This window comes from Streptomyces sp. NPDC055287 (genome assembly GCF_053646035.1).
Window position 1 is genome coordinate 17,317 of the sequence record NZ_JBSHNE010000049.1, and the last position, 14,018, is coordinate 31,334.

At 69.4% G+C, this 14,018-nt stretch carries 13 protein-coding genes; 4 read left to right on the forward strand and 9 right to left on the reverse strand.

Going from position 1 to position 14,018, the window contains the following annotated elements:
- Window positions 1-28: 28 nt before the first annotated feature.
- Together ACWIHY_RS35835 and ACWIHY_RS35840 are read right to left on the reverse strand one after the other, a co-directional pair.
- Window positions 29-442: a PaaI family thioesterase gene (locus ACWIHY_RS35835; RefSeq protein ID WP_454380609.1), complete on the reverse strand. Its 414-nt coding sequence runs from the start codon at window positions 440-442 to the stop codon at window positions 29-31.
- Between the two features lie 332 nt (window positions 443-774).
- Window positions 775-1,452, reverse strand: a complete 678-nt coding sequence (locus ACWIHY_RS35840; RefSeq protein WP_454380610.1) for a hypothetical protein — start codon at window positions 1,450-1,452, stop codon at window positions 775-777.
- A gap of 971 nt (window positions 1,453-2,423) precedes the next feature.
- Between ACWIHY_RS35840 and ACWIHY_RS35845 the strand changes: the two genes are divergently transcribed.
- Window positions 2,424-2,639 carry a hypothetical protein gene (locus ACWIHY_RS35845; protein WP_454380612.1) on the forward strand — a complete coding sequence of 72 codons (216 nt, stop codon included), beginning with the start codon at window positions 2,424-2,426 and terminating at the stop codon, window positions 2,637-2,639.
- A 223-nt stretch (window positions 2,640-2,862) separates the two neighbouring features.
- On the opposite strand, the gene nadE is transcribed toward ACWIHY_RS35845, so the two are convergent.
- Entirely contained in the window at window positions 2,863-3,693 is an 831-nt protein-coding gene (gene nadE, locus ACWIHY_RS35850) for an ammonia-dependent NAD(+) synthetase (RefSeq protein ID WP_454380614.1), read from the reverse strand.
- An 809-nt stretch (window positions 3,694-4,502) separates the two neighbouring features.
- Between nadE and ACWIHY_RS35855 the strand changes: the two genes are divergently transcribed.
- Entirely contained in the window at window positions 4,503-5,339 is an 837-nt protein-coding gene (locus tag ACWIHY_RS35855) for a class I SAM-dependent methyltransferase (protein ID WP_454380616.1), read from the forward strand.
- 215 nt (window positions 5,340-5,554) lie between these two features.
- Window positions 5,555-5,632, forward strand: a complete 78-nt coding sequence (locus tag ACWIHY_RS35860; protein WP_454380626.1) for a 50S ribosomal protein bL37 — start codon at window positions 5,555-5,557, stop codon at window positions 5,630-5,632.
- A 401-nt stretch (window positions 5,633-6,033) separates the two neighbouring features.
- On the opposite strand, the gene ACWIHY_RS35865 is transcribed toward ACWIHY_RS35860, so the two are convergent.
- The 3 genes from ACWIHY_RS35865 to ACWIHY_RS35875 all read right to left on the reverse strand — a co-directional run bounded on the left by ACWIHY_RS35865 (window position 6,034) and on the right by ACWIHY_RS35875 (window position 9,696).
- Window positions 6,034-7,260: a cation:proton antiporter gene (locus tag ACWIHY_RS35865; RefSeq protein WP_454380617.1), complete on the reverse strand. Its 1,227-nt coding sequence runs from the start codon at window positions 7,258-7,260 to the stop codon at window positions 6,034-6,036.
- Between the two features lie 392 nt (window positions 7,261-7,652).
- A complete protein-coding gene (locus ACWIHY_RS35870) occupies window positions 7,653-8,333 on the reverse strand; it encodes an HAD family acid phosphatase (RefSeq protein WP_454380618.1) in 681 nt (226 codons plus the stop codon).
- 403 nt (window positions 8,334-8,736) lie between these two features.
- On the reverse strand, window positions 8,737-9,696 hold the full coding sequence (locus tag ACWIHY_RS35875) for an NADP-dependent oxidoreductase (protein ID WP_454380619.1): 960 nt from the start codon (window positions 9,694-9,696) through the stop codon (window positions 8,737-8,739).
- A 436-nt stretch (window positions 9,697-10,132) separates the two neighbouring features.
- Between ACWIHY_RS35875 and ACWIHY_RS35880 the strand changes: the two genes are divergently transcribed.
- Window positions 10,133-10,759, forward strand: a complete 627-nt coding sequence (locus ACWIHY_RS35880) for a PASTA domain-containing protein (protein ID WP_454380620.1) — start codon at window positions 10,133-10,135, stop codon at window positions 10,757-10,759.
- Between the two features lie 147 nt (window positions 10,760-10,906).
- Here the strand turns inward: ACWIHY_RS35880 and ACWIHY_RS35885 are convergent, their stop codons facing one another.
- The 3 genes from ACWIHY_RS35885 to ACWIHY_RS35895 are packed head-to-tail and all read right to left on the reverse strand — an operon-like array spanning window position 10,907 to window position 13,870.
- The gene (locus tag ACWIHY_RS35885; protein WP_454380621.1) at window positions 10,907-11,656 is read right to left on the reverse strand and encodes a phosphodiesterase; all 750 of its coding nucleotides are present in this window, start codon (window positions 11,654-11,656) and stop codon (window positions 10,907-10,909) included.
- Window positions 11,653-12,621: an EamA family transporter gene (locus ACWIHY_RS35890; protein WP_454380622.1), complete on the reverse strand. Its 969-nt coding sequence runs from the start codon at window positions 12,619-12,621 to the stop codon at window positions 11,653-11,655. The genes ACWIHY_RS35885 and ACWIHY_RS35890 overlap by 4 nt, the downstream gene beginning before the upstream one ends.
- Window positions 12,611-13,870 carry an ATP-grasp domain-containing protein gene (locus ACWIHY_RS35895; protein ID WP_454380623.1) on the reverse strand — a complete coding sequence of 420 codons (1,260 nt, stop codon included), beginning with the start codon at window positions 13,868-13,870 and terminating at the stop codon, window positions 12,611-12,613. Before ACWIHY_RS35895 ends, ACWIHY_RS35890 begins: the two co-directional genes overlap by 11 nt.
- Between the last annotated feature and the right edge of the window lie 148 nt (window positions 13,871-14,018).

Genomic DNA, 14,018 nt, shown 5'->3' on the forward strand with positions numbered 1-14,018 from the left:
GGAGAGGAATACCTCGAGCGCAGCAGGTTCACCCCAGCAGCGCATAGACGGCAGAGGCGCGAGCTGCCGGCTCCTGTGATCCGTCGGCCGTCATGCTGATGTCAGCGAATGCCATGCGCCTGCCCAGCTTGGTGACGCGGGCGTCGAGCAGGACGTCCACGCCGGTGACCGCACGCTGGAAGGACGTCGACTGCTGGACGGTGGTCATGGGAACGAACGCGCCGCGGGCCGCGGACACGGCGATGACGGTCGCGGTGTCCGCGGCGGCCATGAGCGCCTGCCCGGACATGGCCCCGCCCTCCCGGGCCAGCCGGTCCGACCAGGGCAGCCGCAGTACGGCATGGCGCTCGCCGGTCTCGACGAGGGCCAGCCCGAGGTCGAGCACCCAGGGGGCGAAATTGTCGGTGAGGATCTTTTCGGCTTCGGCGAGAGTCAGCGTCATGCGTAGATGATCCCGCCCGGCCGCAGCCGGTACCAGGGGGCGGCCCGAGTACCGTCCGGCGGGGGAGTTCACCAGCCCGGAGGATCTGGCTGTGCCGAGCGGCCGGCTGATGGTGAGCCGGCTGTTGCGGGTGGCGATGGTCGGAGCGGGGCCTGCGCTGGGGGCTTGCGGGCTGCACCGGTCCGCCTGCACGGATAGCGGTGTCCCGGCGCGGACGCCCCGACATGTGCGGTCTGGTGGCCGGGAGTCGCACCTGCCGTGACACTGAGGGGGGCCGAGGGCTGAGCGGGGACCGCCGACGCCACGCCCCCCGTCCAGGATCCCGCCCGACCCTATGGCTTCGGGTAGCCGATCGTCGTCACGTCCTCCGAGAGGGCGGCCAGCGTGACATCGGGGTTCAGGGCGGTGACGACCTCGTGCGTCAGCGGCCGCAGGGCCAGGATGTGGCGTATCGCCGCCACGTCGGTCTCGACCTTGTGGATGCCTACGGCGAACTGCCAGTACTCCTCGGCGGACCGGTCCGTCAGATGCTCGAACAGGTACGCCGAACCGTCCGGGTCTCCCTCGTCGTCCACGTCCTCGGGGTACGGGACGGCCCCCGCGCGCCATGCGTCGTCGTCCACCGTCCGCCAGAGACACACGGTCACGAACGGCGTCCCTTCCTCGTCCGAGAACGCGGGCTCCTTCACATACCGCCCGAACACCTCCGGCACCTCGTCGAGCACACCAGGCCACACCAGCCCGTCGTCGTGGCCGTACGGGCTCATCAACGACTCGTGGTCAAAGCCCCGCATGTACGCCCCCGCGGGCGAGAAGACGATGGAGTACTCGTCGCCCGAGCCGTTGCTCATCGAGGCCAGCTCCTCCGCCTCGGACGATCGGGTGTCGAAGGAGTAGGTACGCCAGGAAGGGGCCGGGCAGATGATCGCCTCCAGCATCGCCAGGGCGCGGCAGTGGTCACGGAGGACGGGAATCGTCGGCAGCCGACGAGCGATGTCATGAACGGTCATGTCGGCATCCAAGTGCACGCCACTGACAACCGCCCTGAAAGTGAGGTCTGGTGGAAGTGAGGAGCCCCCGGCATGTGTGCTGATCCTTGTTCGTGACGCCATCCCGAACCGTCCTGGTTTTGCCCGGAGTCGAGCCAACGTGCACTGGGGCCGGTGCCGAGGTGCGAGGATGCGTGTGTGGTAACGGAAGCAGAGTGGGAGCGAGTTCAAGGTGAGCTGCGCTTCGGTCAGGTCCTCACGGGCACTGTCGTACGGGTGCCCAGGCCCGGGGCGATCGGTATCTTCGTGGACATTGGCCTCAGCGTCGGAGGATTTGTCGACGTCGCGCTTCTGCCTCGTCGGCGAAGCGAGGATTGGCCCGTCGAGGGGACCGTGACCGACTTCGAGGTCTGGTGGGTGCACAGTGATCACCAGCAGGTACGACTGAAGCCGTCGGATCCGCGGTACCTGTGCGAGGACTTCGCCGATTTCGTTGCCCGTTTCAGGCCCACGTGGCCGTCTGAGATCGGCGCGGCTCTGGGGAGTCCGAGGCCATCAAATCCGTAGGAGCTGCTCAGGCTTCGCTCTCCTGAAGAGCCGCCTGTCAGCGCCTCTACCAGGCTTGCCTACGGGGCGCGATGCAGCCGAACCAGTCCCGCTCACGAGTGAGCGGCGGGTCCTCGAAGGGGCCGGAGGGCTGTCCCCACTTCGCATGGGCGTGCTGGCCGGTCGGCTCAGTGGATCTCGGGCGCGGAAGCTGGACGCGTACGGAGTTCCGACGCAACCAGCAGATTTCTCAAAGGAGTTCACCGTGCCTGACCGTTCTCACTAGCTCCAGCGTGTTCACTCAACGACACTGTCCAGGTCCCGGCGGGCAGTCGTAGCGGTAGCGGTGATGGCTGCCGTCCTGGCCGCGGCCGGCACGTTGCCCTGGTCTGCGGCGCAGCCCCCCCGGTCCGCGTGATGTCGTACGTAAGGGACTGGAGCGCCTGGTGGCCGACGACAAGTTCCCCGCCGCTCTGGCCGCCACCGTCGGACCGGATGGGCGCACCCGCAACTACACCGACACCCCCGGCTACCACTCGGTCCCCGGTGCCACCGATGACGGCCCCGCCGCCACGGTCGTCGTCACCGCCGACATGGCGCCCAACCCGCGGGCCCTTGGTCACGCGGACGCTCTTGTCGACACCGCCCTGTGCGAGAAGTGACGGTCAGCACGCTGTGGCACCAGCGCGAGCAGGCTGGTGCTCTCGCGGTTGCCTCCGGACGAGTGCGCGATGTGCCAAACGCGAACAGGCGCTGATGGTCGGAGCCGAGTACGAACCGGACAGTCCACGCATGTGTGTGGGTGAGCGCGTTACGTGGCCCACGCTGGGCACGTAACGCGCTCATGCTGTGTGCCGAGTGAGGCAATCGCAGGGAGCGGCCTGATCAGGGGGCGATGGGCAGCTGGCGCTTGTGGTCGGTGAGGCGGTAGCGGTGGACGATCGTTTCGAAGGCCCGCTCGTCCACCGGCTTGCCCTCCAGGAAGTCGTCGATGTCGTCGTAGGTGACCCCGAGTGCGTCCTCGTCGGCCTTGCCCGGGTCGAGGGTCTCCAGGTCGGCTGTCGGGATCTTCCACACCAGCTCGGCGGGGGCGCCCAGCGCGTCGGCGACGGCGCGTACACGGCGCTTGGTGAGGCCGGTCAGTGGCACCAGGTCGGCGGCGCCGTCGCCGAACTTGGTGAAGAAGCCCGAGACCGCCTCGGCGGCGTGGTCGGTGCCGACGACCAGGCCGTCGTGCGCGCCGGCCACCGTGTACTGGGCGATCATGCGCTGCCGGGCCTTGATGTTGCCCTGCACGAAGTCCTGGTGGCGGGCGTCGCGGAAGCTCACGCCGGCGACCAGTGCGGCCTCGAGCGCGGCGTCGCTCGCGGGCTTGATGTCCACGGTCAGCACGTGGTCGGCCCGGATGAAGGAGAGCGCGAGCTGGGCGTCGTGCTCGTCGGCCTGGACCCCGTAGGGCAGCCGCATCGCGTAAAACCGCGCCTCGTGCCCGGCGGCCCGGGCCCGCTCGACGGCGAGCTGGCACAGCCGCCCGGCGGTCGTGGAGTCGACGCCGCCGCTGATGCCGAGCACGAGGGAGCGCAGACCGGTGGAGGTCAGCCCCTCGGCGAGGAAGGCCACCCGGCGTTCGATCTCACGCTCGGCCTCGAAGGTCTCGGCGACCTGGAGTTCCCGGGCGATCTCCTGCTGCAGGGCGATGGACGCCGGCTCGGTCACGTCTGCTCCTGGTTGAAGTTCACGATGTATTGTCCCGCCCACCCTACCCAGGGCTGTGTCGGAGTCCGCCGGCTGTCGCGCTTCTGTGCCTCCGACTGCGATCCCGGAGCGATCCCTTCTTCGGCGCGCATCGTGCAGGGCAGCCGCTCACCGTCCTGCCCAGCGAGCTGCCCCGGCCCGCCTCCGCAGCGCGTGGATCCCTGCGTACGCCGAGACTCCACCCACCGCTGAGATCGCAGAGGCTCGTCACCGAGGCGAGACCGGGGCCGGGCCCGCCTCCGGCATGGTCTCCCCGCCCGGACTTCCGTGGTCACGCGTCCACCGGGATGCGTCAAGAAGCACAGGAACGCGAGGCCGAGCGCGATGGCCGTGCCGTAGAACACCCACTGGTTGGCCTCGGCGAAATCCATGCGCACCGCGTCCTTCGCGTCCCGCATGACCGTGGCCACCGATCCTTCCCCGCTCGGCTGCTGCGGTCCGGGATTCCGGAGACGGCTTCCGCGACATCGCGGACGGCTTCCTGCGAGGCGTCCTCGGGGACGCCCTGGGGACCGGAGGGTGTCCACGACCCGGTTGGTGGTGAGGGTGCGGGATTGTCGAGAGGCCGGGGCTAAACCCTCGAGGTGGGTTACACCGGTGGCCACCACCTGCTGGACAAGGCGAGCCGCCGCATACTGGCGACGGGGACCGTTCCGTACGCGCGTGCCGGCGGACCGTGCACGGCCGGCCCGCTGAAGGCAGCGCGCGCTCTCCGCCGCCGTACTCGAAAGCACAACTGACGCGTCAGAACGCGAAAGGCGGTACCTGTGATGTCAGGCCAGGGAAGCGACCGCTACGGCGAGCGGATGTTTCGCCCGCAGGAAAGCGGAGAGAGCGACCGGATCGATCTCGGGGCACTGGCGTACGACGAAGTGACCGTCGCGCGACTGCGAGAGCTGGGGGTCGGGCCGGGCTGGCGCTGCTTGGACGTGGGGGCCGGGACCGGCTCGGTCGCCCGAACGCTCCTGCGCCAGGCCGGTGTCGCGCGCGTGCTCGCCGTCGACCGTGATGTCCGCTTCCTGGCCGCTGAACCCGTGCCGGGGTTGGAGGTCGCGGAGGCGGACATCACGGTGCCGGACTTCGCCCCCGGGCAGTTTGATCTGGTGCACGCCCGTTTCGTGCTGATGCATCTGCCGAATCCGCAACGGATGGTCTCCCGGCTGAGCGAGCTGGTGGCCCCCGGAGGCGTCCTGGTGCTCAGTGACGCCATCGACCTGACCAGCGCCGTGGCTCCGCCCACCCTGTACACGCGCACTATGCGAGCCATGTGGGAAGGGCTCGGCGCGACGATCGGTACCGACGTGTCGTGGGTTCCCCGGTACCCGCAGATCCTGCGGAGCGCGGGCCTGCGATCCGTAGCGGCAGAAATTCACATCCCTCCTCTCGTCCCGGGCAGTGCCATCAGCCGCTTCTGGGCAGACACCTGGGAACGCGCCCGCCTGGCCATGGCGGCGACCGGGCTGGTCGACGACGGGCAGATCGACGAGGCCCTACGGCATCTGGCCACCCCCGACTGCGCAGATCTGTCACCGGGGATGATCACCGCTTGGGGACGGAACCCGATGGAAGGCCCGCGCGGGCGGGGAGACCGGCCGGCAGAGGTTTGAAACGGAGCCGGCGCAGTGCGGCGCGGTGCACGTGCCCCGAGTGGGAGCTGTTGAGCTGTACTTCCACAGTTCCGGCCGGCGCGGCCGCCCGTCCAGGCCGCTGCTCGCCACCGCTCGTTCCGCCTGTCACCCGTGCGGTCGTCGATGTCTCGCTGACAGGGGTGTGGCGTGGGACGTTGGCCGAGTCAAGGTACTGCGATGCAAGGGAGTAGGGCGTGTCATCGAAGCGTCGTCGTAAGAAGAGGGCCCGTCGTAAGAAGGGGGCCAACCACGGCAAGCGTCCCCAGTGCTGACTGGACGTGGCAGCAGCCGACGAGCCCAGGCAAGGACGGTGATCCGGCCATTCGACGCTACCCCTGATGCCGGAGGACAGTTCTGAGAAGGTCGGACCCGTATCGTCGTACGGGGGCCGGCCAACCGGGGCGACGAGGCCTTCAGAGCGTGCGCGTTGGCGGGTGGCTCGTCGGCGGCAGGCAAGGTGCCGGAGGCGACGCCCCGGGCCTGCTTGGTTGCCCGGCACAGCGACCCAGCTCCCAGCCGTCGCAGCTGCAGGAACATCCACTGCATCCGACGCCACAGTCCGACGCCACAGTCCGACGCCACAGTCCGGCGTCGGCAGCGTGGTTGAGGCCCAGCTCCCGTGCTGGTGCGAGAGCAGCGGTTACGGGCGGGTCGGCCGGGGGTGTGTGGTCGGTCAGGTCCCGGACCGGGCGGGGGCATCCGTCCGGAGCCGCGGGTTGCGGGCGTAGGCGCGGCCGATCGGTTCGGCGCTCAGTCCATGCAGCAGGATGCTGAGCATGACGGTCATCACCATCACGAGGGCGATGAAATCGGCGCCGTGAGTGGGCAACTCGATGGCCGCGAGGAGCCCGAAGACGATCGAAGTCACGCCTCTCGGGCCCAGCCAGCCCAGGAACAGCTTGTCGGACAGTGCCATCCCCGTACCTGTGAGCACGACCATCACGGGAATCGTGCGCGCCAGGATGACGGCGACGAGCGCGTACAGGATCACGGAGAGGTGGAAACCGTCCCAGAACACCTCGTTCACGATCTGCCCGAACACGAACCACAGTGCGAGGGACATCAGGGCGACCAGGTCGTCCGTCATCTGCACCGCGTCCGCCGGCAGGTGGCGCATGGCCGGTGCGATGCAGACGCCGGCGACGAAGGACGCGACAAAGCCGTTGCCTCCGAGTGCTGACGAAAGCGTGTAGGCAGCCACGGGAACGGTCAGCACACCGAGCCTCGTCGCCGCGTGCTGCGTCCACCCACTTGCCCAGGACCGCCGCAGCAGCCACCCGGCCACGTAACCGATGACGGAGCCGGCGCCGACGGCCCAGGCCGCCGCTTCGACCGCGCCCAGCAGCGCCTCCGCGTAGTCCGCGCTCCTGGTGCGGGATTCGACAGCGGCGGCCGTGCACAGGAGGAACGCGGGCGAGACGATTCCGTCGTTGAGGCCCCCTTCGACATTGAGAACATCGCGCAGCCGCGCCGGGATCCTCTTGTCCCGTACGACGGCCGCTGTGGGGGCCAGGTCCAGGGGGACGACAACGGTCGCCAGGACGGCCAGCGTCCACCCGGGCTGCTCGGGGAAGAAGACGTACGCGGTCAGAAAGGCGAACACCAGGGTCAGTGGCAGCGCACCGCCGAGCAGACGCGCGACGATCCCCTTCTCCCTGCGGATGACGCCCCCGGGGATCTCGATGGCGTCGACGAAGAGAAGCAGCGCCAGAACGACTTCCACCGCATGCTCGAAGCCGGCCGTGTCGAATTCGAAGCGAAGCGGGGGATCCGAACCGCCGGTCATGGCGATACCGGCCGCCATCATGGCGATCGGGGCGGTGATGCTCCATCTCGCCAGCCGGTGCGAGAGGACGGCCCAGGTGAACAGAATGCCCGCGATGACGGTGACGGCAAGCATGGCATCCTGCGCTTTCCGACTGGGCACCTTTCCCGATGTGTGCAGCTTAGATCGGGGCATCGGGCCTGCGGGGAGAGCACGCCGGTGGGGAAGGAATCTCGGCGCTCGGCGCTGCTGCGGCGGCTGGTAGACGGTCGTCGTCGGCGACTGCTCGCGTGTCTTCCAGTCCAGGTGCGCGGCGCGGGGACGGGTCTCGACGCCGTGCAGCGTCGCCTCTGTTCTCGCCTCCCTGGCGAGGGCGGCCAGGTACTGTCCGGCCGCTCAGCCGCCGGCCCGGGTGCTGCCTGAGCGTCCGAACGAATCCGTGGCCGCCCCGGTCGGCACGGGCCCGCCCGCCTGTACGGAGGCGGGCCCGGCCGGTCACGGGGTTGTGCTGCCCCTGTCCGGTGAGGTCACGACAACTGGCCTCCGTAATCCGGCAGTTTGAACGTCCTCTCCGCGTGTCCGCCTACCAGGTCGCTGCTTCGGTTGCCGATGTTGGCGATGATGGTGTAGCCGTCGTCTTCGATGTCCGACCGCATGTCGGTCTTGTACGCGCTGACCTCTTCGAAGAGGTCGGGAAGGCTGCGTGTGTGCACCCCCGAGACCGGATAGCCGACCTTTCGCAGGTTGTACTCGGTGAGCGACTGGATGATTCCGGGCCGGGCGGTTACGAAGAACACGTCCACGTCACGCGAGTCCGCGAAAAGGCTGAGGTCGAGGATCGGTTTGACCGCCGGCGTCGGGTACTTCCAGAAGTCGTGGAACCCCGTCTCCAGGGAAGTGTTGTCGATGTCGAGGACGAGGGCGTGCTTCTCCTCGGAGGGGCGCGAGGTGCGCTGCTCGATGTAGGGGAGGGCTGTGGCGACGACAGCGGTCACATCACGCTGCCAGGTCGCGTAGTCCACCCCCGACAACTGCGCCGCGGTGTCGGAGTGCTGGGGCGGGGCGGTGGCTGTGTGGGCGAGGACCGCGGGGTGCCGAGCGGGAGCCGAAGCGGCCGAGGCTGTGGCTGACGCGATCACGGTGGCTGCTGTGAGGGCCACTGCGGACAGGGAGGCGGCTGCTCTGGTTCTCCATCTGCGTACGCGCATGGGGGGTTCGCTCCTTGGGATCACGGTTCACGGGAGGCTCGCCCTTGGATGGCGGCGAACCCTGAAGTGACATGTCCACGACCCAGGATGGGCGGTCGGGCACCTTCTTTCTACTGGTCGGTAGCAAGATTCTTCCGGGTCGGGAACGACCGCCGGTCCCATCCGGCCGAACCCGGATGACGGTCGCCAGGACGAACGCGAGCCGAGCAACTGCCTTGGCGGGCTCGCCGGTACAGTCGTGCAGGCATAGGCCATGCCAGGATCACCGCGGCGACCAATCCACCGGCAGCCCCGCAGGCCCCGCGGCCGCAGAGCGATCCGGCCACATGCCCCGTGCGGGAGGCGGGTGCCGTGCCGGGGCCGGCGAGAACTGCGAGTGGCGCGGGGGCAGACGGCTACGGGGTCAGACGACTACGACGACTTTCCCGTGGACGTGTCCGGACTGGCTCAGCGCGAAAGCGTCCGCCAGCTCTTCCAGCGGGAAGGTCCGCGCCACCGGCACCGTCAGTTTCCCCGCGTCGGCGAGAGAACCCAGCTCGGCCAGGTCGGCGCCGTCCGGCCGTACCCACATCCACTGCCCGCCGGCGTCGATGACGGAGTTGTCCGCGATCGACGCGTGCCGGCCGCCTTCGCGCAGTACGGCCAGCGTCGTGTCCAGGACCCCGCCGACGAAGTCCGCGACGACATCGACTCCGTCCGGCGCGAGCGTTCGGACGCGGTCGACGACTCCCTCGCCGTACGCCGCCGGCTCGGCGCCGAGCTCGCGCAGCCGGTCGTGATTGGCGAGGGAGGCGGTACCGATGACCCGGGCGCCGAGGGCACGTGCGATCTGCACCCCCAGGGATCCCACCCCGCCGGCGGCGCCATGGATGAGTACGGTGTCACCCGGGCCGGTGCCCAGGCGCGTCAGTACCTGGTACGCCGTGAGGCCCGCCAGCGGCAGACCTGCGGCCTGGTCCCACGTCAGTGACGTGGGACGGCGGGCGAGGGCCCGCACGGGGACGGTGACGAACTCGGCGAAGGTGCCACCGTGCACGTAGTCCTTGCGCGCGTAGGCGATGACCTCGTCGCCCACTGCGAACTCGGACGCGTCGATACCCACTTGCTCGACGACCCCGGCGACGTCCCAGCCGGGGACCACGGGGAAGAACGCTTCCATCAGGGCCTTCAAACCCCCGGCCATGATCTTCCAATCGACCGGATTGACCGCCGCGCACCGCACGCGCACGAGGATCTCGCCCGGCCCGACCTTGGGGCGCGGCTGCCGTGTCTCTGTGAGGACTTCCGGACCGCCGAACGCCGCGTACGTCATCGCCCTCATGTCAGGGCCGCTGTCGGGGGTGCCGTCGTCATCGTGTCCCATGGCGCGCCTTTCCTCAGTGGTTCCGGGTCGTGCCCGGCTGATCGTTTCCTATGGGTTGCCGGGGAGAGCGACGGTGAAACCGGGGGGCGGGTAAGGGGAGGCCTCCGGCCGGGACACGGCACTGCTGAGCCTCACGTGGGTGTGAATGGACGCCGGCCTGCCGCAGTTCCTGGCAGGATGCATGGGCAGCGGCGCTGCTCAGCGGGGCGGCCGCCGGTGGAAGTCGTCATTGCGGCGCAAGGTCTCGATCGGCGGCTCGATCCGCCGTACACCACACCCGCACCTCTCCGGGGCCCGGCACAGTCCGCCGGGCACGGGATGCAGCACAGCCCGCCCGAGGGGCTTCCTTAGGTCACAGAACAGTCATAACGGCACCCCATGCCTCACACTGCGGGCACGATGCTCCCCTCATCAGCAAGGAATCCCAGGGGGAATCATGTACGCCCGCACCGCCGGCCTCGCGCTCGCCGCCGCAGCGCTCCTCACGCTGACTGCCTGCCAGGACACCACGCCGTCGCAGCCGGACAGCACGCGCGAGGACAACGCTCCCGCACCGGCCAAGCCGGGGAGCAGCGACGACGACGCACAGTCGGCCGCACTGCCCAACATGGTGGGGAAGGGCCTCCAGTCCGCCCAGGACCAAGCGCAAGCCGCCGGGTTCTACCTTCTGACCTCCCATGATTCCCTCGGACGCGCACGCAACCAGGTCCTCGACCGCCAGTGGAAGGTCTGCACCCAGACTCCGAGGGCCGGGGAGCACCCGACCGACACAAAGGTCGACTTCGGGACCGTGAAGCTGGCCGAGGACTGCCCCAGCAGGGACCAGGGCGAGCCGAAGGAGGCCGGGGGGACGATGCCCGACTTCGCGGGTAAGTCGGTCAAGGCAGCGCGGCAGGCCCTGGACAGCTCGACCAGTCTCACCGTGACCGACAGCTCCGGAGAGAGCCGTATGGTCCTCATGGAATCCAACTGGAAGGTCTGCGGGCAGGACCCAAAGGCGGGGGTCAAGCTCGACGGCCAGCCGGTCACCCTCACCGCGGTGAAGTTCGAAGAGTCCTGCTGATCCTCACCCGAACGGTAAACGGGGCGGGGCGGCCTTTCGCCGGGCGTGCGGCTTGCAATCTCGTGACGCGGGGTGTCGGCAGCGCGTGAGGCCGGGCGCGTGTGTGCGGCCGGGCACCTGCGGGCCCCGGCCGCATGCTTCACGTCCTCACAGAGCCCTGACGTGGCTGGTGAGCCGGCCTTCGTCGTACAGGTGGAAGGTGAGGGCGAGCGGGGCCGCGTGGGTCTTCCAGGAATCCTCCGGTTCCTGCTCCCACGGCAGGAGCGCGGTCGAGGCGATTCCCGGCGCGCAGAGCAACGGCAGGCCGGCGAAGACCGTGGCGGCCGCCGTGTGGGCGTGGCCGCAGAACACGGCGGCGACCTGGTCGTGGCGGGCGAGGACCTTGGCGAGGTCCTGCGGCTCGCGCAGCCCGATCCGGTCGATGTACGGCACGCCGAGCGCCACGGGCGGATGGTGGAACGCGACGAAGGCCGGCCTGTCGGGGGCGGCCGCGAGAGTCTCGTCCAGCCACCGCAGCGTCCGCGGCTCCAGCAGCCCCTCGGACCGTCCGGGGACCGAGGAGTCGCACATGAGGATCCGTACGCCGCCGATGTCCCGCACCTCGTTGACGGGGGCTGCTCCGGGGGAGCCGCCCAGCAGGATCTCGCGGAACTCCGGGCGCGAGTCGTGGTTTCCGGGGCACAGCAGGACCTGGTGACGGTCGTGGAGCGGGGCCAGTACCTCCAGGGCCTGAAGGTACTCCCGCTCCGTGCCGCGGTCGGCGATGTCCCCGGTGATCAGGACGGCATCCAGGGCGCCGGGGAGCCCCACGAGGTGGTCCACTGCCCGCCGGACGCGGGCCGCGCTCTGCGGGCCCCCGTCCAGGTGCAGGTCGCTCAGGTGGGCCAGAACGGTCATGCCTTGGCCTCTTCGGCGGCCTGCGCCCGTTCCGGGGCGGTGCGCTTCCCGGCGTGCCAGCGGGCCCAGGTTCCCAGGCACATGGCGGCGGTCAGCACGAGAATGCCGATGAGGGTGTGCTGCGACTGGTGCAGCCTCGGGTCGAAGAACTGGACCACGTACGTGATGACCAGGTTGGTACCGAACAGCATCGAGACGGTGATCGGCTCGGTCCGTACGATTCCCTGCTGGAGCAGGTACAGCGAGATGATGACGCCGAGGACGCTGATCGCCAGGATCGCTCCCACGTTGCCCGGGGAGTACGCCTCGAAGCTGCCGCGGATGACGAGGAGGGCGAAGGTCGCCACGATCAGAGCCACGAAACGGGAGGCCATCATCTGCCGTACCGACATGCCGGCGTCGCCCAGCCGCTTGGTGTAGTAGGTGACCCCCGACAGGGAGGTCGAGGTCAGCACGCACATCACGACCCCGAAGACCAGCTCGCCCGTCGGCAGGTCCCCGATGGCCGTGGATCCGCTGGACGCCATGGCCAGCAGATAGCCCATGGCGGCCAGCATCGCGCCGGTGGCGACCAGTTCCAGGGGTAGCGCCTTCGTGCCGGGGCGGAGCTTGAAGCCGAGGATGATGGTGATGGTGGGGCCCAGACCGATGATCATCGAGTTGGCCACGGCAGGCTCGAAGACGGTGAACGCGTACAGCACCGCGATCCAGCAGACCGCGGTGGAGACGTTCAGCATGATCACGTCGGGGAGGCAGCGGCGGACCACCGCCTTGAGAGCCTGCTTGTCGCGGAGGGTGAAGAAGTAGAAGGCCTGGGCGATGACGAAGGAGTTGAAGGCGATGAACTCCGGTGAGAGGTCCTGGACCAGCGCGCCCTCGAAGACCGACTTGGTGGAGTTGATGACGCAGTAGCCGAGGACCAGCAGGGGGCCGGCTGCCAGGGCGAGGCGGCGGCTAGACGACATCGTAGAAGCCCTCGCCGTCCAGGTGGCGGGTGGTCATGTAGTCGTGCGTGACGATGCCTTCCACCTCGTGGAGGAGATGGACGAGCAGCGGGTAGGTGAGGTCGTTGACCGTCCTGGATATCTCCTCGCCCGGCCGCACCTTGACGAGTACGTCGTGGAAGCTCTCCAGGGCACGCAGGTCGGGCAGTTTCGGGTAGTCGACGAGCTTGCCGGCCTCGGGCGCGACCATGTTGACGCAGACCGCGTGCCGGGCGACCTCGTAGTCCGTGTGCCGACGGGCCTCGAAGGCCTCGGGGTCGGTATGGGCGAGCACCGTCCACTCCAGCTGGCTCTCGCCGATCGCCGCCCGGGTGAGCAGGGGGAGCATGGCCCCGCAGACGCGGGCGCCGGTCTCGACCAGCCGCGGCCCCTGCGGGGTCAGCTTGAGTTCGGTGTGTGCGGGGCCGTTGCTGATCCCCAGGGCGTCGAGCACGGAGAAGGCGTAGGCGGCGAGGAGGTCCTGCTCGGGGCCCCGGCGGACCATGAGCGCCGACCCGCCGAGCAGGTCGCGGACCCCGTTGACCCCCAGGTGCTGGGTCTTCCACAGGTCGCACACGTAGTGCTTGCCGTCGAGACTGACCGTGTTGACGTAGTACTCGGCTCCCACCAGATATTCCTGCGCGACCACGGCGTCGTTGCGCAGCCCGAGCGCGCTGTCGGCGCCGACGAGCGACTCGAAGGCGCCCCGGACTTCCGCGGCGGTGCCGCAGAAGTGCACGCCGTCGTTGAGCGCGCTGCGGACCGGCTTGAGGACCACGGTCCGCTCGGTGGTCCCGTACCACTCCAGCAGGGTGTCGAGGTCGGTGGCGAGGATCTGGTCGGCGGCCGGCACACCGGCGGCCTTGACGGTCTCCACCATCTGGAACTTGTCGCGCCGGGCGGTGCTCAGTGCGGTCCCGTTGGTGCGCAGGCCCAGGGCCTCGCTGAGGACGTCGGCGAGTTCGACGCCGATCTCAGCGCCGGCCAGGAGGGCGGCCGGTGCGTACGGGGCCAAGGCGGCCAGCGTCTCGGCCATGTCGCCCTGGTGGACGACGGTGGCGAGAAAGTCCTCCGGGCGGAAGGACGCGCCGAAGATCGCGGGGGGCTGCTCGGCGCTTTGCACGTGCAGGCAGTCGTAGCCCTGGGCGTGGAAGAGCGGTGCGAGATGGCTCGCCGTGGAGAAGGCGTCGACGATGGCGACGACGGGGCGACGGCCCTGAGGGGTACTCATGTGGGGCTCCTTCACTGCTGAGCGGGGGTGACCGCGGAGGGGGTGGTGGTGATCCGTTGGACGGCGGCCTTGACCAGGCCCGCGAAGAGCGGGTGGGGGCGGGTCGGGCGGGAGCGGAGTTCGGGGTGTGCCTGGGTGGCGACCAGGT